Here is a 21,725-nt window from a genome sequence, read left to right as displayed (position 1 = left end):
ATGACGATCCCCCCGCCCCAGCCTCCCGGAGAGTCCCCCTCCGGCCAGGAGGGCACCGAGCTCGCCGCCGAGGCCGCCGTCGTCGCCGCCACGGCCCGCGAGCGCTGGTACCTGCGCCTGCCGATCATCAGCCATCTGCGCCGCAGCGTCGGCCTGCAGCGGGGCATGCTCGTCGCGGGCCTCGTGCTCGTGCTCGGCCTGCTGGCGACGGCGCTGTTCGCGCCGCTGCTCGCGCCCTACGGCTTCGCCGAGACCTCGGCCGACGGCGCCTCCTTCGGCACCCAGCATCCGCCGTCGGGCGCGCATCCGCTGGGCACCACCGTCGCCGGCTACGACGTGCTCTCGCGCGTCATCTGGGGCACGCGGACGGCTGTGGCCGTGATGGCGTGCGCCGTGGTGCTGTCCCTGTTCATCGGGGTCGCGCTCGGGCTGATCTCCGGTTACGTGGGCGGCTGGCTCGACCGGATCCTGGTGATGCTGGCCGACGCGATCTACGCGTTCCCCTCCCTGCTGCTCGCGATCGTCATGTCGATCGTGATCTCCGGCGGCCAGTCGAGCGCGGGCGGCGGCATCCTCGCCGCGGCCATCTCGATCACCGTGGTGTTCGTGCCCCAGTACTTCCGGGTCATCCGCGCCGAGGTGGTGCGGCTGAAGGCCGAGCCCTTCGTCGAGGCCGCGAAGGTCATCGGCACCGGGCACCGGCGCATCATGGGCACGCACCTGCTGCGCAACGCCACCCGCACCCTGCCGCTGATCTTCACCCTCAACAGCTCCGAGGCGATCCTGACCCTCGCCGCGCTGGGCTTCCTGGGCTTCGGCATCGAGCCGACGAGCGCCTCCGAATGGGGCTACGACCTCAACCGGGCCATGGCCGACGCGACCTCCGGCATCTGGTGGACCGGCCTGTTCCCGGGCCTCGCGATCGTCGCCGCCGTTCTCGGCGTGACCCTCGTGGGCGAGTCCATCAACGACCTCAACGACCCGCGCCTGCGCGTGCGGCGCAGACGGCGGGGCGGCGGACGGCGCACCGACGCCGGGCCCACCGGCCCCGCGGGAACCACCTCGACGGAGGCCACGGCATGAGCGAGACCCTCGACGAGCGCACGAACGGGTCCGCGGGCGCTCCGGCGCGCCTCGCGATCCGCGATCTCGACGTCACCTTCGCGACCGACGCCGGGGAGGTCCACGCCGTCGACGGCGTCAGCCTCGACGTCGCCCCCGGCGAGATCCTCGCCGTCGTCGGCGAGTCCGGCTCGGGCAAGTCCGTCACGGCCCGCAGCATCCTGGGCCTTCTCCCGGAGACCGCCGAGGAGTCCGGCGCCGTGCTCGTCTCCGGCACTGACGTCGTCGGCCTCAGCGGCGCGCGCCTGCGTGCGCTGCGCGGCGAGGACGTCTCGATGGTGTTCCAGGAGCCCTCGAGCGCCCTGAACCCGGTGTTCCCGATCTGGTGGCAGATGGGGGAGGGGCTGCGCGCCCACCAGCCGAAGCTGACGCGCAAGCAGATCCGCGCGAAGGCCATCGAGGCGCTCACGGCCGTCGGCATCCCCGACCCGGCCGAGCGCATCGACCGCTACCCGCACGAGTTCTCCGGCGGGCAGAAGCAGCGCATCATGATCGCGATGGCGCTGGCCCTCGAGGCCGAGCTCATCGTGGCCGACGAGCCCACCACCGCCCTCGACGTCACCGTGCAGGCCGAGATCCTGGACCTGCTGCGCGACGTGCGTGACCGCTTCGGCACCTCGATCATCGTCATCACCCACAACATGGGGGTCGTCGCCGACCTCGCCGACCGGGTGGCCGTCATGCACCACGGCCGCGTGATCGAGCAGGCGGGCGTGCGCGAGCTCTTCGCCGAGCCCCGTGAGGACTACACGCGGAAGCTGCTCGAGGCCGTCCCGCACCTGGGGCGGCGCAGCGCCTGGAGCGCCCTGTCCCGCGCGCAGCAGGAGACGATCGAGTCCGCGGAGCCGCTGGTGACCGCGAAGGACCTGGTCATCGAGTATCCCGGCCGGCTGGGACGGCCCGCCTTCCGCGCGGTCGACGGGGTGGATCTCGCCATCCGCCGCGGAGAGGTCTTCGGCCTGGTGGGGGAGTCCGGCTCGGGCAAGACCACGATCGGCCGCACCATCGCGGGCCTGGAGAAGGCGACGGGCGGCAGCCTCACGGTGCTGGGCCACGAGATGCTGGGCCTGCGCGAGCGGGCCTTCAAGCCCGTGCGGCGCCGCATCGGCTTCGTCTTCCAGGACCCCGCGACCTCTTTCAACCCCCACCTGACCATCGAGGAGTGCATCGCCGAACCGCTCGCCGTGCACGAGCGCGGCATGTCCGCGCAGGCGCGCTCGCAGAAGGTGGGGGAGCTGCTCGAGGCCGTCGAGCTGCCCGCCGGGCACCGCCGCCGCTACCCGCACGAGCTCTCGGGCGGGCAGCGCCAGCGCGTGTCGCTCGCCCGCGCCCTGGTGCTGGATCCCGAGCTCCTCATCGCCGACGAGCCGACGAGCGCACTCGACGTGTCCGTGCAGGCCACGGTGCTCGAGCTCTTCCGCGACCTGCAGGAGCGCCTGGGCTTCGCGGCGCTGTTCATCAGCCACGACCTCGCGGTCGTCGACTCCCTCGCCCACCGCATCGGCGTCCTCTACCGCGGCCGTCTCGTGGAGCAGGGGCATGGCCCGGACGTGCTGCAGGACCCGCAGGACCCGTACACGAGGCGCCTGATCGCCTCGCTGCCGGTGCCCGATCCCGTCGAGCAGGAGCGCCGCCGTCTCGCCTTCGCCCAGGAGTTCGGCCGCGCGCAGGGATGAGACAGGGGGCGGGGCGAGCGCGGTCGGGGCTCCTCCTCCACGGCCCGGTCAGGTGATCGGCGTCGCGACCACCGGCGCCGAGTCCTCGATCCGGGATCGTGCGGATTCCATGACCTCGATGATGCGGGCCTCGTGCTCGGGCGTGAGGCGCCCCATGGGCACCGAGCAGCTGATCGCGTCGACCACCGGGTCGTCGTAGCGCAGCGCGAAGCCGAAGCACCGCAGTCCCTCGGTGTTCTCCTGGTCGTCCACGGCGTGCCCGCTCTCGCGTGCGGCGTCGAGATCCGCTTCGAGCGCGGCGATCCCGGTGTGCGAATGCCGGGTGAGGGCCGGTGCCATCTGCGCAGGCACGGCGGCAGGGTTCTCGGCCAGGATCGCCTTGCCCAGTGAGGTGTGCACGGCGGGCAGGCGGCGGCCCACCCGCGGCATGACGCGCGTGTACTCATGGGATTCGACCGTGGCGAGGTAGACGACCTGATCCCGGTCCAGCCGCGCGAGATGCACCGTCTCCCCGAGGGTCGAGCAGACGTCGGCCAGGATGGGGTGGACCAGGCGGACCCGCGGATCGCGGTCGATGTAGCTGGTGCCGGCGAGCAGGGCACGGATCCCGATGGAGTAGTAGGTCCCCGTCGGCTCGGTCTGGACCCAGCCCCACGCGACCAGGGTCTGGAGCAGGGCGTAGGTGGACGAGCGCGGGGCCCCCAGGGCATCGGCGACCTCGCGCAGGCGCGTGAGCATGCCCTGTCGACCGGCGAGGTATTCCAGCACCTCGAGCGTCCTCGCGGCGGACTTCACCTCGCGGAACCCGGACGGCCCGGGCGCCTCGGGCTGCTCGTTCTTCCCCATGGGCCGATCGTAGCCGCCGTCCGGTGGAGAGGCGACGATTCCCTGACGAAGCGCGCAGACACTCTTGTGTATTGGTGTCCACATATGTGAACGTAGGGGCGGCACATCGTCCCCCTGCATCGGAGCAGAAGCATGAGCAGTCCTCACGGCAGCATCCCGGCCCTGGTCACCCCGCTCGACGAGGAGGGTGAACTCCTCGAGGACTCCCTCCGCCACGTGCTCGACCATGTGATTGACGGCGGATCCCACGGGGTGTTCATCCTCGGGAGCAGCGGCGAGATCTATGCGCTCGACGACCGGCAGAAACGACGGGTCGTCGAGATCACGGTCGAGCACGTCGCCGGACGGGTGCCGATCTATGCGGGCGCGAGCGAGATCACCACCCGCGACTGCATCCGCACCGCGCGCATGGTCGAGTCGGTGGGCGGGGTGGTGGCCCTGTCCGTCCTCACCCCGTACTTCATGACGCCCACCCAGGGCGAGCTCGTCGAGCACTTCAGCACGATCGCCGGCAGCACCGATCTTCCCGTCGTCCTCTACAACAATCCCGGTCGCACCCACGTGCAGCTCGAGGTCGAGACGGTCCTGCGGCTCTCGGAGGTCGACGGGATCATCGGGCTCAAGGACTCCGCGGGGGACCTGGGGCGCGTGCGGCGGATCCTCGCCGAGCGGCCGGAGGGCTTCTGCGTGCTGATGGGGATGGACGCCCGGATCCTCCCGGCGCTCGAGGCCGGAGCCGACGGCGCCATCGCCTCCACCGGCAACGTCGTGCCCCGCGTCGTCGCGGGCATCTACGACGCCTTCCGCGCCGGCGACGGAGCTCGCGCCGCAGAGCTCCAGGCAGCGCTCGGCGCGCTGCGCGTGCTCGTGGACCGCGCGACGTTCCCCCTGGTCCTCAAGGAGGGACTGCGTCTGGCCGGCGTCGATGCCGGCAGCTGCGCGGCCCCCGCGCGCGAGGTCGATCCCGCCCTGCGCGAGGAGCTGCGCGAGGTCGTCGACACCCTGTCGGCCCTCTGAGCCCTCGCTCACCCCTGCTGAGGAAGGAATCCCATGCCCCTGGTCATCGTCGCCCTGGCGGTCGTGCTCCTGATCCTGCTGATGACGCGCCTGAAGCTCAACGGCTTCGTCGCCCTCCTGCTCGTCTCCGCCCTCGTGGGGCTGTGGGCGGCAGCGACCGGAAACCTCGTCCACGACGGCAAGAGCGCCGGCGTCGAGGCGATCCCGGCGCTGATCGAGGACGGGCTGGGCGGCCAGCTCAGCTCGACGCTCATCGTCATCGGCCTCGGCGCCATGATCGGCCGCGTCCTGGGGGACGCCGGCGCCGCCCAGCGCATCGCCCTCTCCCTCACACGCGCCTTCGGGGAGCGCGGGGTCCAGTGGGCGATGATCGCCACCTCCGTGATCATCGGCGGGACGATGTTCTACGAGGTCGCCTTCATCATCATCGTGCCCGTCGCCTTCACCCTGGTGCGCACCACCGGCAAGCGGCTGCTGTGGATCGCACTGCCGATGTCGATCACGCTGTCCACGATGCACAGCTTCCTGCCGCCGCACCCGGGGCCGACGGCCGTCGCCGGGCTCTACGGCGCCTCGATCGGAACCACGCTGCTGCTGGGACTCGTGATCGCGCTGCCCGCGGGCGCCCTGATCGCGATGATCTGGCCGCGCCTGTCCTTCGTGCGCCGTCTGGATCCCTCGATCCCGGAGGGGCTGGTCTCGGACAAGGAGTTCGCCGAGGAGGAGATGCCGTCGCTCGCGCTGTCGGTGGTCGTCGCGATGATCCCCGTGGTGCTGATCGCGGGAGGAGCGGTGTACGACCTCGCGTCGCCGGGCGAGAGCGCCGTGGGATCGGCGATCCGCTTCATCGGCGAGCCCACGGTCGCCCTGCTGGTCTCGCTGGTGATCGCCACGTGGGCGCTGGGGCCGCGGCTGGGGCACAGCCTCGTCGAGGTCGCCAGCTCCATGGGAGGCGGCGCCAAGGCGATGGCGATGATCATCCTCGTGGTCGGCGCAGGCGGTTCCTTCAAGGAGGTGCTCACCGCCGCCGGCGTGGGTGACTACATCGCCGACGTCACCGGGAGCTGGTCGGTGAACCCCCTGGTGCTGGCCTGGCTCATCGCGGTGATCCTGCGCATCGCACTGGGATCGGCGACGGTGGCGGTCGCCACCGCAGCCGGCATCGCTGCGCCGCTGGTCGCTGCCGGCGGCGTCTCCCCGGAGCTCGCCGTCCTCGCGACGGCCTGCGGGTCCATCGCCTTCAGCCACGTCAACGATCCCGGATTCTGGCTCTTCAAGGAGTACTTCAACCTCGATCTCACCGATGCCATCAAGACCCGCACCAGCTATACCACGGTGCTCGCGCTCCTCGGGCTAGGCGGCGTGATGCTGCTGAGCCTCGTGGTCCCCGCCTGAGTATCTCCGTCGGCCGCCGCGGCCGACGCCACGACCGCACGACACGATCGAACGCAGCACCTGACCGAGCGCAGCACCTGACCGAACGCACGACCTGACGCGAACACACGAACGCACAAGACAGGAGCCGGGAAGGATCCCGGCCGCAGAGGAAGGAACCGCCTGAGATGACGATCGGATTCATCGGACTGGGGATCATGGGACGCCCCATGGCCAAGAACCTGCTGGCGGCGGGCCATGAGCTCGTCGTCCACAACCGCTCGGACGCGGCCATGGAGGACCTGGCGGCCGCTGGAGCGGCGACCGCCGCGAGCCCTCGAGAGGTCGCCGAGCGCGCGGACATCGTGCTCACGATGCTCCCCGACGGTCCCGATGTGGAGGCCGTCGTGCTCGGTGAGGACGGCGTCGCCGAGGGTGCGTCCGCGGGGACGCTCCTGGTGGACATGAGCTCGATCGCTCCGGATGTGAGCCGCCGACTGCACGCGCAGCTCGCCGAGCACGACGTCGCGATGCTCGACGCCCCGGTCTCCGGAGGGGAGCCCGGGGCGATCGCCGGGACGCTCGCGTTCATGGTGGGAGGCGCGGAGGCCGACGTGGAGCGCGCTCGCGAGATCCTCGAGATCATGGGCGCCTCCGTGACCCGTGTCGGCCCGATCGGCGCCGGCAACATCGCCAAGCTCGCGAACCAGGCGATCGTGGCGGTGAACATCGCGGTCCTGGGCGAGGCCGCGGTGCTCGCCCGCAGCGCCGGCGTCGATCCCGCCTCGGTGATCGATGCGATCCGCGGCGGCCTCGCCGGGTCCAAGGTCATGGAGCAGAAGGCTCCGAAGATGCTCGCGGGGGAGTACGCCCCCGGATTCCGCATCGACCTGCACATCAAGGACCTCGAGAACGCCCTGAGCACCGGCCACGACAGCGGAGCGGCTCTGCCGCTCACGGCCGCCGTGCGGGAGATGATGACCGCGATCTCCGTGGACGGGCACGCGCGGGACGACCACTCCGCGCTGGCGACGTACTTCGAGAAGCTCGCCGACCGACGGATCTCCGCATGAGCGCCGTGCAGAGCCCCTCGCGAAGCGGCCGTGCCCGGGAGGACGGAACGGCCGCGCCCGCAGCGGGGTCGGCCTCCGCACCCACCATCGCCCGGATGGAGGTGTTCCCGGTGGCCGGGCGCGACTGCATGGAGCTGAACCTCTCCGGCGCCCACGGGCCGCTGTTCACGAGGAACATCGTGCTGCTCACGGACTCGCGCGGGGAGACCGGCGTGGGCGAGGTCCCCGGCGGCTCGGCGATCACGCGCACGCTCGAGGACGCCCGTCACCTGGTCGAGGGCGCGAACCTGGCCGACCGTCGGAACGTGCTGCGCCGGATCGGCGAGGAGTTCGCGGAGCGCGACGCCGGTGGTCGCGGCTCCCAGACCTTCGACCAGCGCACCACGGTGCACGCCGTCACGGCGATCGAGGCCGCGATGCTCGACCTGATGGGGAAGTGGACCGGGCTGCCCGTGGCCGCCCTGCTCGGAGCGGGGCAGCAGCGGGAGTCCGTGAGGACCCTCGGGTACCTCTTCTACGTGGGCGACCCCGACCGCACGGATCTCGACTACCTGCGCGAGCCGGAGGCCGACGACCCGTGGCACCGGCTGCGCCACGAGGAGGCGCTGACCCCGGAGGCGATCGTCCGGCTCGGCGAGGCGGCCTTTGAGCGCTACGGCTTCCAGGACTTCAAGCTCAAGGGCGGCGTGCTCTCGGGAGCCGAGGAGATGGAGGCTGTGAGGGCGCTGAAGCAGCGCTTCCCGGACGCCCGGATCACGCTCGACCCCAACGGCGCCTGGTCCCTGGCCGAGGCGATCGACCTCTGCCGGGACGCGCAGGGGCTCCTCGCCTACGCCGAGGACCCGTGCGGCGCCGAGGACGGCTATTCCTCCCGCGAGGTCCTCGCGGAGTTCCGGCGCGCCACCGGGCTCCCCACCGCGACCAACATGGTCGCCACGAACTGGCGCGAGATGACGCATGCGATCGCCCTGCAATCGGTCTCGATCCCGCTCGCGGATCCGCACTTCTGGACGATGGAGGGGTCCGTGCGCGTCGCGCAGCTGTGCCACGACATGGGGCTCACCTGGGGATGCCACTCGAACAACCACTTCGACGTGTCCCTCGCGATGGTCGCTCACTGCGGCGCGGCCGCCCCCGGGGAGTACAACGCGCTGGACACGCACTGGATCTGGCAGGAAGGGGTCGAGCAGCTCACCGCCGCGCCACCCCAGATCGGCGCCGGGGAGATCCGCGTCGACCCGGCGGTGCCCGGACTGGGGGTGGAGATCGACCGCGAGCGGCTGGAGGCGGCGCACGCCCTGTACCGGGAACGGGTCGCCGGGAGCGGCGGCAGGGACGATGCGGCTGGGATGCAGTACCTCGTCCCGGGCTGGTCCTTCGACCCGACGCGGCCGTGCCTCGTGCGCGACGAGACATCGGCGGCCGGTGCCGCCCAGACCCAGGAGCAGGCACGATGACATCCGAGACGACCACGGGGACGGGCCCTGCGGTGACGGGAGACCCCGCGGCGACGGGCCGGCCCACGGCGTCGGGTGCGGGCGACCGCATCCGCTCCGTGACGCTCTCGAGCGTGGTCCTGCCGCTGCCCACGGCGATCAGCGACGCGAAGGTGCTCACCGGCAGGCAGCGCCCCATGACCGAAGTGGTGCTGCTGTTCGCCGAGATCCGCAGCGAGCAGGGCCTCGAGGGCATCGGCTTCTCGTACTCCAAGCGTGCCGGTGGCCCTGCCCAGTACGCCCACGCGAAGGAGGTCGCCGACCTGCTGATCGGGGAGGATCCCTCCGCGATCCCTCGCCTGTACGAGAGGCTGCTGTGGGCGGGCGCGTCCGTGGGGCGCTCGGGCCTGGCCACCCAGGCGCTCGCCGCGCTCGACATCGCGCTGTGGGACATGAAGGCCAAGCGGGCCTCGCTCCCGCTCGCCGGACTGCTCGGTGCGCACCGCGACTCCGTGCGCACCTACAACACCTCGGGCGGGTTCCTCAACGCCCCGCTCGAGGAGGTGCGGGAGAACGCCGCGCGTTCGCTCGACGCCGGGATCGGCGGCATCAAGATCAAGGTCGGGCACCCCGATGCGGCCGTCGACCGGGCGCGCGTCAGCGCCGTGCGCGAGACGATCGGTCCGGACACGCCGCTGATGGTCGACGCGAACCAGCAGTGGGACCGCACCACGGCGCTGCGGATGGGGCGGTGGCTCGAGCCGTTCGACCTGGTCTGGATCGAGGAGCCGCTCGACGCCTACGACGTCGAGGGGCACAAGCACCTCGCCGACACCCTTGACACCCCCATCGCGACGGGGGAGATGCTCGCCTCCGTCGCCGAGCACGTGCGGCTGATCGACGCGCGGGCATGCGACATCATCCAGCCCGACGCGCCGCGCGTCGGCGGGATCACGCAGTTCCTGCGCCTGGCGGCCCTCGCCGATCACGCCGGTCTCCAGCTGGCTCCCCACTTCGCGATGGAGATCCATCTGCACCTCGCGGCCGCGTACCCGCGCGAACCGTGGGTGGAGCACTTCGACTGGCTGGATCCCCTCTTCGAGCAGCGACTGGAGACGAAGGACGGGCGCATGCTCGTGCCCGAGCGGCCCGGGCTCGGCATCACCCTCTCCGAGCGCTGCCGCGCACTGACCCGCGACACGGTGACGCTCGGCCGCTGATGGCGCCGATGCCGCGCCTGGCACCCCCGCGGAGCCTGCGAGCCCCGCCCGGCAGGTCTCGAGCATGACCAGCGTCGATGGGGACTTCTCCCCATGGTCGGATGTCGGTGGTCGGACCTAGTGTTCGAGATGCCCCCACGGGGGATCGGGCTGATGCCCGGTGGGGAGCGGACGATCGGCCCCGCGCGACGGAGGGGGTCCGTCGGCGCGGGGCCGAGTTCGTCGACCGGATGACCGGTCCGCGCGCCGCCCCGCTCCGCCCGCCTCGCTTCGCGCTGATTGGCACGGGTACCTGAAACCGTTAGTATCAGGAACGGCCGGTATCGGTATCCGCTCGGCGGTGCGCCTGCGCGCGGCACCTCCGTCGGGCCCGGGGCCGGCGCCCCCACACCCGTCGAAGGAGACACCGTGCCCGAGGCCGTCATCGTCGCCGCTGCCCGCTCGCCCATCGGCCGCGCCCGCAAGGGCTCTCTCGTCTCGATCCGCCCCGACGACCTCGCCGGGCAGATGATCGGGGCGGCACTCGAGCAGGCCCCCGGCCTGGACCCCGCCACCATCGACGATCTGCAGCTGGGCTGCGCGATCCCTGAGGGCTACCAGGGCGGCAACCTCGCCCGCACCGTCGCCATCCGCCTGGGCCTGGACACCGTGCCCGGCGCCACCGTCACCCGCTTCTGCGCCTCGAGCATCCAGACCACGCGCACCGCCTTCCACGCGATCCGCGCGGGCGAGGCGCACACGGTCATCTCCGCAGGCGTCGAGTCCATCTCCATGAGCAGCGGCAAGCTCATGGAGGAGGACGACCGAGACCCGCTGTTCCGCGACGCCTGGGAGCGCACCGACAAGCGCGCGAGCCGCGAGATCCCCGCCCCGTGGCACGACCCGCGGGAGGACGGCGACCTGCCCGACCCGTACATCCTCATGGGCCAGACCGCCGAGAACGTCGCCGAGCTTCGCGGCATCACCCGCGAGGCGCAGGACGAGTACGCGGTGCGCTCGCAGAACCGCGCCGAAGCGGCCATCGCCTCCGGCTTCTTCGACCGCGACATCACGCCGGTCACCCTGCCCGACGGCACCGTCGTCTCCGCCGACGACTCCCCGCGCGCGGGCGTCACCTACGAGTCCGTCTCCCAGCTCGACCCCGTCTTCCGGCCCGACGGGACGATCACGGCGGGCAACTGCTGCCCGCTGAACGACGGCGCCGCGGCGCTCGTCGTCATGTCCGACGAGCGCGCCCGCGAGCTCGGCCTCACCCCGCTCGCGCGGGTCGTCTCCACCGGCGTCTCCGGACTCAGCCCGGAGATCATGGGCCTCGGCCCCGTCGAGGCCACCCGTCGCGCGCTCGACATCGCCGGCATGAGCATCGACGACATCGACCTCGTCGAGCTCAACGAGGCCTTCGCCGCCCAGGTCATCCCCTCGGCCGACGACCTCGGCATCGACCACGACAAGCTCAACGTCCACGGCGGCGCGATCGCGCTCGGCCACCCCTGGGGCCAGACCGGCGCCCGCATGACCACCACCCTCATCCACGGCCTGCAGGAGCGCGACGGCGCGCTGGGCCTGGCCACGCTGTGCGTCGGCGGCGGCCAGGGCATGGCCCTGATCCTCGAGAGGATGTCCTGATGACCACGACCGACCACCCCGGCCAGCCCCAGACCCCTCCGGCCCCGAGCACCGACGCTGGCGCCGCCCGCTCCGAGCGCGCCGGCGACGCCGCGACCGGCATCGGGCCCGGCCCCGTCGTCTCGGCTCCCGACCCGACCGCCGCGACCCCGGCCGAGCTGCTGCCGATCGAGGCCGACCACTTCGCCCTCTTCCAGGAGGTCGCCGGAGAGGACCTGGCGGCATGGGCCGACGCCCGCCGCCTCGCGGAGGACCTCGAGCACCTGAGCGAGGCATGGGACCGCGCCGAGTACCCGACGGAGTTGATCGCGAAGCTCGGCGACCTCGACCTGCTCACCGACGGCCTCGACGTCCCCGGGCACCGCGCGCTCAGCCCGCTCGCGGCGGGCCTGGTGAACATGGAGCTCTCCCGCATCGACGGGTCGCTCGGCACCATGGTCGGCGTCCAGGGCGGTCTCGCCCTGCGCTCGATCGTGCTGCTGGGCTCCGACGCGCAGAAGGAGCGCTGGGTCGAGCCCCTGGCCACCGGCCGCGAGTTCGGCGCCTTCGCCCTCACCGAGCCCGACCACGGCTCCGACTCCGTCTCGCTCGAGACCACCGCCCGGCGCGACGGCGACCAGTGGGTGCTCAGCGGCCAGAAGCGCTGGATCGGCAACGGCGTGAACGGCCACGTCTCCGTGGTCTGGGCGCGCGTCGACGACCCGAGCGACGAGACGCTGCACGGCCAGGTCTCCGGGTTCCTCGTCGCCCAGGACCTCCCCGGCTACGAGGCCGAGGTCATCACCGGCAAGGTCGCCCTGCGCGCCATCCACCAGGCGCACATCCGCCTGGACGACGTGCGCGTGGGGTTGGATGCGCGCCTGCCCGGCGCACGCTCCTTCAAGGACACCTCGAAGGTCCTGTTCGCGACCCGCGCGGGCGTCGCCTGGGGCGCCCTCGGGCACGCCACCGCGTGCTACGAGGCCGCCCTCGAGCACGCGCGCACCCGCATCCAGTTCGGCCGGCCCCTCGCCAAGGCGCAGAACGTGCAGGTGCGCCTCGCGGACATGCTGCAGACCCTCACCTCCATGCAGCTGTACTGCACGCGCCTCGCCGAGCTCGAGACCGCGGGGGCGATCAGCCCCGAGCAGGCGTCGCTCGCCAAGGTGCACAACACCCGCGCCGCGCGAGAGATCGCCTCGAACGCCCGCGACCTGCTGGGTGGCTCCGGGATCCTGCTCGAGAACCGCGTGGTGCGCCACCGCAGCGACATCGAGGCCCTCCACACCTACGAGGGCACCGACACCATGCAGTCCCTGATCGTGGGTCGGAAGGTGACCGGGGTCAGCGCCTTCGTGTGAGACGCGTGCGGGTCCGCATGCAGGCTCGGCGGACCCGCACGCGGCGCGCCGCGCCGACGCGAGACGGCGCTCCTGGTCGACGCGCGAGGAACGTCAGTGCTCGGGATCGGGGTCCTCGGCGACCGTCACGTTCTGGAACCGCTCGCGGTACTCGTCCTCGGTGAGGAGCAGGGTGCCGGGTTTCTTCACGCTGTCTCCCTCCTGGTAGCCGCCGTCGGGGCCCCACGGGTTCTGCAGCTCGACATGACCGTCGTCCGTCACGCCCGTCACCACGTACTGGTGCGTGGAGACGGTGTCACGGGGCACGGGGCCGTCCTTGTCGTCCCAGGACTCGGAGTCGAAGATGCCGCCCTCGCCGTCGCGGGGGCCCGTGTCGGCGACGACCACCTTGCCGTCCTTCAGGTCCTGGCGCAGTTCGTCGACCGAGGGCTCCTCGTCCGTGGTCGTCGGCTCCTTGCCGGTGATCGTGAACAGCGCGTCCTGCGCGTGGCCACCGTCCTCGATACGGTCGTACCCGCCCTGCTGCTGCGCGTAGGCGGTCTCGTAGACGGACATCGTCGAGATGCTGCCGTCGGAGCGTCTTGCACCGTGCTCCGCGACCTGGGGATCCACGTCGACGACCTTCTCCTCGGTGTTGCCCCAGAACCCCTTCTCGTAGAACCGGACGTGGTACTTCCCGTCGCTGAACCAGACGTTCTTTTCGATGAAATCGGGATTCGTCTGCGCGACCGCCGCGGCCGAGGCGAGGAAGTAGCAGTCCCCCATGCCGCCCTGCGTCACGTCCGCCGCATCCCGCGCGATCGCCGCCGGGTCGTCGACGTCGTGCTGGATCTGCTCCGGCACGGGCTGAGGCGCGCCGCTGTCATCGGTGCGCCCGGGCGATGACATGTCGCCCGCGTCGCCGGGTGCCCCGGATGCTCCGGAGTCTTCGGACGATCCGTCGACCGCGCTGGCCGCATCCTGCTCCCTGGCCTCGTCGGCGGCGCGGCGACCGAGGTTGGCCAGGCGCTCGGCCGTCTCCGCCCCGGCGCGGCGGATGCGCGCCTCGTAGTCGGCGCGGAACGCGCGCGCGTCAGGGCCGGTCCAGTTCGCACTGTCGACCGCGGCGTCCAGGCCGGTCAGGAGGGCAGAAAGGCGGGTGCGAGCCCGCTCGGCGGTCACGGACCACGCCGCGAGCGCTTCGGTGTCGGCACCGAGGAAAGTCATCTGGTCCCCCTGTCGGATGCGGCCTCTGGCGGAACACTACGGACGACGTCGTCGACGGTCGATGGGCACTTCTCCCCATGGCGCGCGCTTGCGGGGGAGGGGCGGCCCGATGAGACTTGTCCGAGCGGCCCGGCCGGGCCGCAGATCAGGAGGAGCGATGGCCGAGCACCTGCGCAGGACGCCCGGGCGGCGAACGGCGCTGATCCTCGGCGCGGCCATGGTCTCCACGGTGACGGCAGCGTGCCGGGGAACCTATCCCGCGCAGGAGGAGACCACCATGCCCACGAGCACCAAGGAACCTCAGGACGCGGTCGACGCGGGACGCACCCTGCTCGAGGACGCGCAGAAGGCGCTCGACGATGCCTTCGGACGTCACGACTGGAGCGACGCGTCGCCTGCCGGCACCGAGCCGCGCGACGGGGGATGCCGATGGACGTCCCCCACGCGCCGCTGCGACGCCTACCTCGGCGAGGACCCCGAGGATCACCAGCGCATCGCCGACGCCCTGACCGCGGCGCTCGCCGCCCATGGACTCCCGGCCGCCCTGGCACCGACAGGCGGGAAGGGCGGCTGGCTCACCACCTCGAGCACCGCCGAGGGCACCACCCTCAGCTTCCGCTCGAAGGGATACGCGGAGCTCGCGGTCACGGTCGACGCGGCCGGAGACTGCTCCGCACTCGACGCGGGCTGAGGTCCTCGACGCGAGGCGGAGGTTTTCGAAGCGAGGCCGAGGGCCCCGAAGCTATGCAGGACACCGTCCGCGGACGCCGACATCCGCGGCGATCGCCTCGCGGTCGATGCTGCTCACGGGGATACTGCCGCCATGGATCTCGATGTCGATGACGCCGCCACCCTGATGACGCTGCTGGACGAGAAGCGTCCGACATCCGTCGACCGGTCCCTGCTCTCGGGGTGGGACATGCTGCAGACCGACGTCCCCTCCCGCGAGCGGATCGAGAGCGCGGCCGCCGTTCTCGTGGGTACCGGCCTGGCCTCGGTCGACGAGGACTGGGGGATGCTGCTCACCGCCGAGGGCGCACGGGTCCGCCGTGCGGTGCCCGGTCGCATCGGCGTGCGGCAGATTCCGGGGTTCCTCGGTGCGCAGTTGCGGGAGAGGGACGTCTCGCGCGCAGACCTCGTCCTGCCGTCCTCCGTGTACGACGCTGCGTTCACCGCGTACATGGACGCGGCCAGGCGCCGTGCGGAGCGCGCCGTCCGCCGGCACTGGTGGGAGACGTGGAAGCCCAGACCGCGAGGGTGAGGCGGCCGAAGCGCCCGGTCACCGCATCGCGGCGATCTCCTCGTCCGAGTGCAGGATGCAGAACTCGTTGCCCTCGGGATCGGCCAGGACCACCCAGCCGCTGCCGGGGCCGTGGATGCCGCGCAGATCGGCCACCTGCGTCGCGCCCAGCTCGAGCAGGTGCGCCAGCTCCTGGTCCTGCGGGTCGCGACGCGGGCGCAGGTCCAGGTGCAGGCGGTTCTTGATGGACTTCGCCTCGGGCACCTCGAGGAACAGCAGGGTGTGTCCGGTCTCGGGATCGTGGATCGCGCACTCCTCGTGGCCCGGGAAGTTCGGGTCCTCGGGATCGTCGGCGTACCCGAGCACCCTCTTCCAGAACTCCGAGAGCTCGAACGCGTTCGCGCAGTCGATGGACGTATGGGAGACATAGCTCGTCATGGCCCCATCGAACGCCGGGGGGCGCGCGGGCGGCAAGGGGATTGCCGTCGACGGGCCTCGACTTAGAGTCACCCGTTCGGTGACGGCGGTCACAGCGCCGCGTCACAGCACCCGTGTTCGGGTCATGGCGACCATAAGGTCTCCGCAACCGTAAAGGTCCGCATGACTTTAACTGGAGGTGACCGCTGTGGCCGATCCCGTCTCCCTCGCCGTCTCGACGGTGATCTTCGCGCTGCGGCCCCATCCCAGCACCCGTCTGCCGGTGCTCTGGGTCCCGCTCGTGCGCCGCATCCGCGACCCTCACCAGGGAAAATGGGCACTTCCTGGTGGTCCGCTCGGCGCCAGCGAGGGGCTCGCGGCATCGGCGGGCAGGACCCTGCGGGAGACCACGAGGCTCACCCCGCGCTATCTCGAGCAGCTCTACGCCTTCGGGAGCCTGGACCGCGCGCCCTCGGCCGCGGACCGCACCGTCTCCGTCGTCTACTGGGCGCTGGTGCGCTCCGAGGAGGCCGACGCGAGCCTCGAGTCGGTCAACGTGCGCTGGTTCGTCGCGGACGAGCTTCCCGAGCTCGCCTTCGACCATTCGCTCATCGTCGAGTACGCGCTGTGGCGCCTGCGCAACAAGGTCGAGTACTCCCGCATCGCCGCGGCCTTCCTGGGGGAGGCCTTCACCCTCGCCGAGCTGCGCGCCGTCCACGAGGCCGTGCTGCGCCGGCGCCTGGACCCCGCGAACTTCCGTCGTCAGATGGAGGCGAGCGGGCGCCTCGTCGCCACGGGCGAGTACCGCGCCGGCGGCCGTCATCGCCCCGCGCAGCTCTTCCGCCACGACGAGTCCATCCACCTCGCCGACAACGGACCTCTCACCGGCCTCTGACCGGCACCCATCGCCCCCTCGCCCCACCGCACACCCTGGAGAACCCGATGACCACCACCGCCTCGGTCGACCTCACCATCCGCGACATCTCGACGGGCGCCGCCCGCGGCAGCACGTGCTCGACCGCGCTGCTGGACGCGCCGTGGGACGTGGACGCCGGTCCTTCGACCTACGGCCCCGGCGCCTCCCAGGCCGACCCGATCCCGGGCGCCGCGCCCCGCCAGGGCGGCATCCCCGGGCGCTACCGGCAGGCGAGCCGCGAGGAGCTCGACCGGCGCATCCGCGCCGCGAAGGCCGAGCTGGGGGACAGGGTCGTGGTCCTCGGCCACTTCTACCAGCGCGACGAGGTCGTGCAGTACGCCGACTACGTGGGCGACTCCTTCCAGCTCGCGAACGCCGCGAAGGCCCGCCGCGAGGCGGAGGCGATCATCTTCTGCGGCGTGCACTTCATGGCCGAGACCGCAGACCTCCTCTCCGGCCCCGAGCAGGCGGTCATCCTGCCGAACCTCGCCGCCGGCTGCTCGATGGCCGACATGGCCGACATCGACCAGGTCGAGGAGTGCTGGGAGCAGCTCATGGAGGTCTACGCCGACGAGCTCGGCGGGACCGACGGGCCCGGCGCCGCCGACGGAGCGGGCGCGGCCGACGCGGACGACGTCCTCGCCCCGGTCATCCCCGTGACCTACATGAACTCCTCCGCGGCGATCAAGGGCTTCGTGGGCCGCCACGGCGGGATCGTGTGCACCTCCTCGAACGCGGCGACCGTGCTCGAGTGGGCCTTCGCCCGCGGCCGACGCGTCCTGTTCTTCCCCGATCAGCACCTGGGCCGCAACACCGCCAAGGCGATGGGGATCCCGCTCGAGCAGATGCCGATGTGGAACCCGCGCAGCCCGCTCGGCGGCAACGACGAGCAGGCCCTGCGCGACGCCCGGGTCGTGCTCTGGCACGGCTTCTGCTCGGTCCACAAGCGCTTCACCACCGCCCAGATCGACAAGGCCCGCGCGGAGCACCCCGGTGTGCGCGTGATCGTCCACCCCGAGTGCCCCATGCCCGTGGTCGATGCGGCCGACGAGGCGGGTTCCACGGACTACATCCGCAAGGCCATCGAGGCGGCCGAGGAGCCCACGACCTTCGCGATCGGCACCGAGATCAACCTCGTCCAGCGCCTGGCCGCGCAGCATCCGCAGCACACGATCTTCTGCCTGGACCCCGTGGTGTGCCCGTGCTCGACGATGTACCGCATCCACCCGGGCTACCTCGCCTGGGCGCTCGAGTCCCTGCTCGAGGGCGAGGTCATCAACCGCATCACCGTCGGCCCCGACGTCGCCGATCCCGCCCGCCTCGCCCTCGAGCGCATGCTCGCCGCGAAGCCGAGAACGGACCGGACCGGCACGTCGGCCGACGCCGCACGCGCATGACCCGCGCCCTGCGGGCCGACGTGCTCGTCGTCGGCTCCGGCATCGCAGGGCTGACGGCGGCCCTGCGCGCCGCCCGCACCTCCCGCGTGCTGCTCGTGACCAAGGGGGCGATCGACGCCTCGGCGACCGCGAAGGCCCAGGGAGGGATCGCCGGAGCCCTGGATCGGGACGACTCGCCCGACGAGCACGCCGCCGACACGCTCATCGCGGGGGCGGGCCTGTGCCTCGAGGACGCCGTGCGCGTGCTCTGCGAGGAGGGTCCGGTGCGGATCCGCGAGCTCATCGACCTCGGCGTCGCCTTCGACCGGGTCGAGGGGGACGACGAGAAGCCCGGGCTCCCGTACGCGATGGGCCTGGAGGGCGCCCACTCGCGGCCCCGGATCCTGCACGCGGGAGGGGACGCGACCGGTCGGGCGATCGAGGACGCCCTGGTCCGGGCGGTTCGACGCGCGCCGATCGAGGTGCTCGAGCAGACGGCGCTCGTCGATCTGCTGGTCGCCGCGCCGAGCAATGCCCCCTCCGGTCACGACTCCGCAATGTTTTCTGACACCCCGGACGTTCCCGCGGGAACGTCTTGTCCCGCTGCCCGGGACGAGGAGTATCAATCCGCGAACCGTGGCGAGCACGGGCACGCGCCCCGAGCCGTCGGCGCCGCGTTCCTCATGGCCGACGGGACCCCGCTCGAGGTCCGTGCAGGCGCGGTGGTCCTCGCGACCGGCGGCGCCGGGCAGCTCTTCTCCCACACCACGAACCCCGAGGTCGCCACGGGTGACGGCGTCGCCGCCGCCTGGCGCGCAGGCGCGCGCGTCGCCGACCTCGAGTTCGTGCAGTTCCACCCCACGGCCCTCACCGGGAGCGGCTTCCTCGTCTCCGAGGCCGTGCGCGGAGAGGGCGCCGTCCTGCGCGATGCGGAGGGCCGGCGCTTCATGCCCGACATCGACCCGCGCGCCGAGCTCGCGCCCCGCGACGTGGTCGCCCGGGCCATCGCCCGCGTCATGGCCGCTCAGCATGGGCGCCCCGTCCTGCTGGACGCGACGGACATCGGCCGCGCCGAGCTCTCCCGACGCTTCCCGACGATCGACGCTGCCGTGCGCGCGGCGGGGCTCGACTGGGGATCCCAACCGATCCCGGTGACCCCGGCCGCGCACTACGCGATGGGCGGGATCCGCACCGACCTCGACGGGCGCACGAGTCTCCCGGGCCTGTTCGCCGCGGGGGAGTGCGCCTGCACCGGCGTGCACGGCGCGAACCGCCTGGCCTCGAACTCCCTGCTCGAGGGCGCCGTGTTCGGTGCGCGCGCCGGAGAGATCGCGGCTGTCGAGGCCGCTGGGACGACCGCTGGGTCGGACGCTGAGTCGGACGCACCACCTGCCGCAGCCCTCGCGGCGCTCGCCGCGGCGCCTGCAGCGGGGCCCGCATGGACACGCCGCGACCTGCAGGAGCTCATGTGGGAGCACGTGGGGCTGCTGCGCACGGGCGATCGGCTCGCGCACGCCGCCCGTGTCCTGGACGGCTGGTCCGCCGCGACGCCCAGCACCGTGGCGCCGATCGAGGATCGCAATCTCCTGCATCTCGCCCGCCTCACGGTCGCCGCGGCCCGCGCCCGCACGGCCTCCGCGGGCGCCCACCACCGGCTCGACGACCCGTCGGCCGCAGAGGCGATGGCTCAGAGCTCGTCGATCTCCGCCCCGTCGGCCCCACCCGTTCCCGCTCCCGCCGCCCGCACCCTCCAGGAGGTCCACGCATGCTGACCACCGCCCACATCGACCGCGTCGTCGCCGCGGCGCTCGCCGAGGACGCGCCCTGGGGCGACGCCACCGGCGAGGCCTTCCTCCCTGCGGACGCCCACGCCACGGCGCAGCTCACCGCCCGCGAGGCAGGAGTGCTCGCAGGCATCGACGTCGCCGGCGCGGCCTTCCGGCTCACCGACCCCTCGATCCAGGTCACCGCACGCGCCGCCGACGGCGACTCCTTCACCGCCGGCCAGGTGCTCGCCGAGATCGAGGGGCCCGCGCGCGCCGTGCTCCAGGCGGAGCGGATCGCCCTGAACTTCGCCCAGCGCATGTCGGGCATCGCGACCCTCACCCGCACCTTCGTCGACGCGGTCGAGGGGACCGGCGCGCGCATCACCGACACCCGCAAGACCACTCCCGGCCTGCGCGCCCTCGAGCGCCACGCGGTGCGCTGCGGCGGCGGCGTGAACCACCGCTTCTCCCTCTCCGACGGCGTGATGGCCAAGGACAACCACCTCGCGGTGCTGCGCAGCCAGGGCCTCGACCTCACCGAGGCGATCCGCGCCGCCCGCGAGCGCCTCGGGCACATGACGCGGCTCGAGGTCGAGGTGGATCGCATCGACCAGATCGAGCCCGTGCTCGACGGCGGCGTCGACGTCATCATGCTCGACAACTTCTCGCTCGCCGACCTCGAGCGCGGCGTGGAGATCGTCGGCGGCCGGGCGATCGTCGAGGCCAGCGGCAACGTCACCCTCGAGACCGTCGGCGACATCGCCCGCACGGGCGTCGACGTGATCTCCTCCGGTGCCCTCACCCATTCGGTGCGCAGCCTCGACCTGGGGCTCGACGCGACGGTGAGCGCCGCCCGGTGATGCTGTATCTCGACGCCGCCGCGACCGACGCGGTGCGGCGCGAAGCCCTCGAGGCCGCGTGGCCCTACCTGACCGGCGTGTTCGGCAACCCCTCGAGCCACCACAGCGCAGGGGAGGCCGCCGCCGCGGGTCTCGCCGACGCCCGCTCCCGGATCGCGGCGGTGCTGGAGGCTCGCCGCAGCGACGTCACCTTCACCAGCGGCGGCAGCGAGGCCGCGAACCTCGCGATCAAGGGGTTGGCGCTCGCGAACCCGCGCGGGAAGCACCTGGTCACCTCACCCATCGAGCACGAGGCCGTCCTCGGCAGCATCGATCACCTGCGGCGCCTGCACGGCTTCGAGGTCTCCTTCGTGAACCCGTCGGCGGACGGGACGATCGCGCCGGAGGCCTTGCGCGAGGTGCTGAGGGAGGGCACGACCCTGGTGTCCCTCGCATACGCGAACAACGAGGTGGGAGCGATCTCCGACGTGCTGGCGCTCGTCGAGGAGGCGCACCGGGTCGGCGCGCTCCTGCACACCGACGCCGTCCAGGCGGCCGGATGGCTCGACCTGCGCGGGCTCGGCGCGGACGCGCTGACGATCTCGGGCCACAAGCTCGGCGCGCCCAAGGGTATCGGCGCCGCGATCATCCGCGGCCGCCTGCCCCTCGAACCGCTCGTCCACGGCGGTGGGCAGGAGGCCGGTCGACGCTCGGGCACCGAGAACGTCGCCTTCGCGGTCGCGCTCGCGACTGCGCTCGAGCTCGCGGAGTGCGAACGCGAGGACACGGCAGCTCGGCTCGCACCGCTCCGCGACGCCTTCATCGCGCGCGTCCTCGCTGCCTACGAGGGAGCGCTGGCCACGGGGCCGACGGCGGAGGTCGCGAGGGTGGATCGTCCGTCGGCCACGGAGCGGCCGGACCGGCGACTGCCCGGCCACGCCTCCTTCTGCTTCCCCGGGACCAGCGGCGAGTCCGTGCTGCTGGACCTCGAGGAGCACGGGGTCATCGCCTCGAGCGGCTCGGCGTGCGCGGCAGGCAGCGACGAGCCCTCGCACGTGCTCACGGCCCTGGGCGTCCCGCGCGAGGTGGCGCAGACGGCCGTGCGCTTCAGCTTCCCCCGCGGCGCCGACGCGCAGACCCTGGGGGCCGCGACCGCTGCGGTGGAGTCGGTGCTGCGGGAGCGGTGAGGCGTGCTCGGAGCTCAGCACGCAGCGCCAGACGTCAGCGCCCAGCGC

Annotated in this window: 18 protein-coding genes and 1 pseudogene; 16 read left to right on the top strand and 3 right to left on the bottom strand. The window is 72.4% G+C overall.

The features are described 5' to 3' along the window. On the top strand, window positions 1-1,083 hold the full coding sequence (locus tag ACFQ53_RS11005; RefSeq protein ID WP_377859470.1) for an ABC transporter permease: 1,083 nt from the start codon (window positions 1-3) through the stop codon (window positions 1,081-1,083). Next, window positions 1,080-2,798 (top strand): ABC transporter ATP-binding protein, encoded by a 1,719-nt coding sequence (locus ACFQ53_RS11000; RefSeq protein WP_377859467.1) that lies wholly within the window; start codon window positions 1,080-1,082, stop codon window positions 2,796-2,798. Before ACFQ53_RS11005 ends, ACFQ53_RS11000 begins: the two co-directional genes overlap by 4 nt. Window positions 2,799-2,846: 48 nt before the next feature. Here the strand turns inward: ACFQ53_RS11000 and ACFQ53_RS10995 are convergent, their stop codons facing one another. Continuing rightward, entirely contained in the window at window positions 2,847-3,644 is a 798-nt protein-coding gene (locus ACFQ53_RS10995; protein WP_377859464.1) for an IclR family transcriptional regulator, read from the bottom strand. A 132-nt stretch (window positions 3,645-3,776) separates the two neighbouring features. Here ACFQ53_RS10995 and ACFQ53_RS10990 point away from each other — a divergent pair, with 132 nt between their 5' ends. From ACFQ53_RS10990 to ACFQ53_RS10960, 7 genes and pseudogenes are all read left to right on the top strand, one after another. Beyond that, a complete protein-coding gene (locus ACFQ53_RS10990) occupies window positions 3,777-4,661 on the top strand; it encodes a dihydrodipicolinate synthase family protein (protein ID WP_377859461.1) in 885 nt (294 codons plus the stop codon). A gap of 33 nt (window positions 4,662-4,694) precedes the next feature. Continuing rightward, window positions 4,695-6,056, top strand: a complete 1,362-nt coding sequence (locus ACFQ53_RS10985; RefSeq protein ID WP_377859458.1) for a gluconate:H+ symporter — start codon at window positions 4,695-4,697, stop codon at window positions 6,054-6,056. A gap of 143 nt (window positions 6,057-6,199) precedes the next feature. Then, a pseudogene (gene garR, locus ACFQ53_RS10980) lies at window positions 6,200-7,108 on the top strand (2-hydroxy-3-oxopropionate reductase); the annotation flags it as partial. 95 nt (window positions 7,109-7,203) lie between these two features. Then, complete coding sequence (locus ACFQ53_RS10975; RefSeq protein WP_377859541.1) at window positions 7,204-8,565, top strand: enolase C-terminal domain-like protein; 1,362 nt, start codon at window positions 7,204-7,206, stop codon at window positions 8,563-8,565. Beyond that, on the top strand, window positions 8,562-9,764 hold the full coding sequence (locus ACFQ53_RS10970; protein ID WP_377859455.1) for a mandelate racemase/muconate lactonizing enzyme family protein: 1,203 nt from the start codon (window positions 8,562-8,564) through the stop codon (window positions 9,762-9,764). The genes ACFQ53_RS10975 and ACFQ53_RS10970 overlap by 4 nt, the downstream gene beginning before the upstream one ends. Window positions 9,765-10,172: 408 nt before the next feature. Then, window positions 10,173-11,390 carry an acetyl-CoA C-acetyltransferase gene (locus ACFQ53_RS10965; RefSeq protein WP_377859452.1) on the top strand — a complete coding sequence of 406 codons (1,218 nt, stop codon included), beginning with the start codon at window positions 10,173-10,175 and terminating at the stop codon, window positions 11,388-11,390. Then, window positions 11,390-12,730 carry an acyl-CoA dehydrogenase family protein gene (locus tag ACFQ53_RS10960; RefSeq protein WP_377859449.1) on the top strand — a complete coding sequence of 447 codons (1,341 nt, stop codon included), beginning with the start codon at window positions 11,390-11,392 and terminating at the stop codon, window positions 12,728-12,730. The genes ACFQ53_RS10965 and ACFQ53_RS10960 overlap by 1 nt, the downstream gene beginning before the upstream one ends. 93 nt (window positions 12,731-12,823) lie before the next feature. On the opposite strand, the gene ACFQ53_RS10955 is transcribed toward ACFQ53_RS10960, so the two are convergent. After that, window positions 12,824-13,936, bottom strand: coding sequence for a C2 family cysteine protease (locus ACFQ53_RS10955; protein WP_377859447.1), 1,113 nt, complete (start codon window positions 13,934-13,936; stop codon window positions 12,824-12,826). Window positions 13,937-14,093: 157 nt separating this feature from the next. Between ACFQ53_RS10955 and ACFQ53_RS10950 the strand changes: the two genes are divergently transcribed. Together ACFQ53_RS10950 and ACFQ53_RS10945 are read left to right on the top strand one after the other, a co-directional pair. Continuing rightward, the gene (locus tag ACFQ53_RS10950; protein WP_377859444.1) at window positions 14,094-14,627 is read left to right on the top strand and encodes a hypothetical protein; all 534 of its coding nucleotides are present in this window, start codon (window positions 14,094-14,096) and stop codon (window positions 14,625-14,627) included. A gap of 132 nt (window positions 14,628-14,759) precedes the next feature. Beyond that, entirely contained in the window at window positions 14,760-15,197 is a 438-nt protein-coding gene (locus ACFQ53_RS10945; protein WP_377859441.1) for a hypothetical protein, read from the top strand. Window positions 15,198-15,215: 18 nt separating this feature from the next. Here the strand turns inward: ACFQ53_RS10945 and ACFQ53_RS10940 are convergent, their stop codons facing one another. Beyond that, window positions 15,216-15,614 (bottom strand): VOC family protein, encoded by a 399-nt coding sequence (locus ACFQ53_RS10940; RefSeq protein ID WP_377859438.1) that lies wholly within the window; start codon window positions 15,612-15,614, stop codon window positions 15,216-15,218. A 178-nt stretch (window positions 15,615-15,792) separates the two neighbouring features. Between ACFQ53_RS10940 and ACFQ53_RS10935 the strand changes: the two genes are divergently transcribed. The 5 genes from ACFQ53_RS10935 to ACFQ53_RS10915 are packed head-to-tail and all read left to right on the top strand — an operon-like array spanning window position 15,793 to window position 21,677. Next, complete coding sequence (locus tag ACFQ53_RS10935; protein WP_377859434.1) at window positions 15,793-16,488, top strand: NUDIX domain-containing protein; 696 nt, start codon at window positions 15,793-15,795, stop codon at window positions 16,486-16,488. Window positions 16,489-16,535: 47 nt separating this feature from the next. Continuing rightward, entirely contained in the window at window positions 16,536-17,906 is a 1,371-nt protein-coding gene (nadA, locus tag ACFQ53_RS10930) for a quinolinate synthase NadA (RefSeq protein ID WP_377859431.1), read from the top strand. Further along, complete coding sequence (locus ACFQ53_RS10925) at window positions 17,903-19,657, top strand: L-aspartate oxidase (protein WP_377859428.1); 1,755 nt, start codon at window positions 17,903-17,905, stop codon at window positions 19,655-19,657. Before nadA ends, ACFQ53_RS10925 begins: the two co-directional genes overlap by 4 nt. Then, entirely contained in the window at window positions 19,651-20,511 is an 861-nt protein-coding gene (gene nadC / locus ACFQ53_RS10920) for a carboxylating nicotinate-nucleotide diphosphorylase (RefSeq protein WP_377859426.1), read from the top strand. Before ACFQ53_RS10925 ends, nadC begins: the two co-directional genes overlap by 7 nt. Next, the gene (locus ACFQ53_RS10915) at window positions 20,511-21,677 is read left to right on the top strand and encodes a cysteine desulfurase family protein (protein WP_377859538.1); all 1,167 of its coding nucleotides are present in this window, start codon (window positions 20,511-20,513) and stop codon (window positions 21,675-21,677) included. The genes nadC and ACFQ53_RS10915 overlap by 1 nt, the downstream gene beginning before the upstream one ends. The last annotated feature ends 48 nt before the right edge of the window (window positions 21,678-21,725 follow it).

The organism is Brachybacterium sp. NPDC056505 (genome assembly GCF_042794925.1).
Lineage (GTDB): Bacteria > Actinomycetota > Actinomycetes > Actinomycetales > Dermabacteraceae > Brachybacterium > Brachybacterium kimchii.
The sequence above is the reverse complement of the archived record's forward strand: the minus strand, read 5'-3'. Positions and strand labels throughout refer to the sequence as shown.

Coding starts and splice junctions, on each gene's coding strand:
- ACFQ53_RS10925 (WP_377859428.1), top strand. CDS start 17,903: ATGACCCGCGCCCTGCGGGCCGACGTGCTCGTCGTCGGCTCCGGCATC.
- ACFQ53_RS11005 (WP_377859470.1), top strand. CDS start 1: ATGACGATCCCCCCGCCCCAGCCTCCCGGAGAGTCCCCCTCCGGCCAG.
- ACFQ53_RS10985 (WP_377859458.1), top strand. CDS start 4,695: ATGCCCCTGGTCATCGTCGCCCTGGCGGTCGTGCTCCTGATCCTGCTG.
- ACFQ53_RS10955 (WP_377859447.1), bottom strand. CDS start 13,936: ATGACTTTCCTCGGTGCCGACACCGAAGCGCTCGCGGCGTGGTCCGTG.
- ACFQ53_RS10950 (WP_377859444.1), top strand. CDS start 14,094: ATGGCCGAGCACCTGCGCAGGACGCCCGGGCGGCGAACGGCGCTGATC.
- ACFQ53_RS10970 (WP_377859455.1), top strand. CDS start 8,562: ATGACATCCGAGACGACCACGGGGACGGGCCCTGCGGTGACGGGAGAC.
- ACFQ53_RS10915 (WP_377859538.1), top strand. CDS start 20,511: ATGCTGTATCTCGACGCCGCCGCGACCGACGCGGTGCGGCGCGAAGCC.
- ACFQ53_RS10945 (WP_377859441.1), top strand. CDS start 14,760: ATGGATCTCGATGTCGATGACGCCGCCACCCTGATGACGCTGCTGGAC.
- ACFQ53_RS10995 (WP_377859464.1), bottom strand. CDS start 3,644: ATGGGGAAGAACGAGCAGCCCGAGGCGCCCGGGCCGTCCGGGTTCCGC.
- ACFQ53_RS10940 (WP_377859438.1), bottom strand. CDS start 15,614: ATGACGAGCTATGTCTCCCATACGTCCATCGACTGCGCGAACGCGTTC.
- ACFQ53_RS10975 (WP_377859541.1), top strand. CDS start 7,204: ATGGAGGTGTTCCCGGTGGCCGGGCGCGACTGCATGGAGCTGAACCTC.
- ACFQ53_RS10990 (WP_377859461.1), top strand. CDS start 3,777: ATGAGCAGTCCTCACGGCAGCATCCCGGCCCTGGTCACCCCGCTCGAC.
- ACFQ53_RS10960 (WP_377859449.1), top strand. CDS start 11,390: ATGACCACGACCGACCACCCCGGCCAGCCCCAGACCCCTCCGGCCCCG.
- ACFQ53_RS11000 (WP_377859467.1), top strand. CDS start 1,080: ATGAGCGAGACCCTCGACGAGCGCACGAACGGGTCCGCGGGCGCTCCG.
- nadC (WP_377859426.1), top strand. CDS start 19,651: ATGCTGACCACCGCCCACATCGACCGCGTCGTCGCCGCGGCGCTCGCC.
- nadA (WP_377859431.1), top strand. CDS start 16,536: ATGACCACCACCGCCTCGGTCGACCTCACCATCCGCGACATCTCGACG.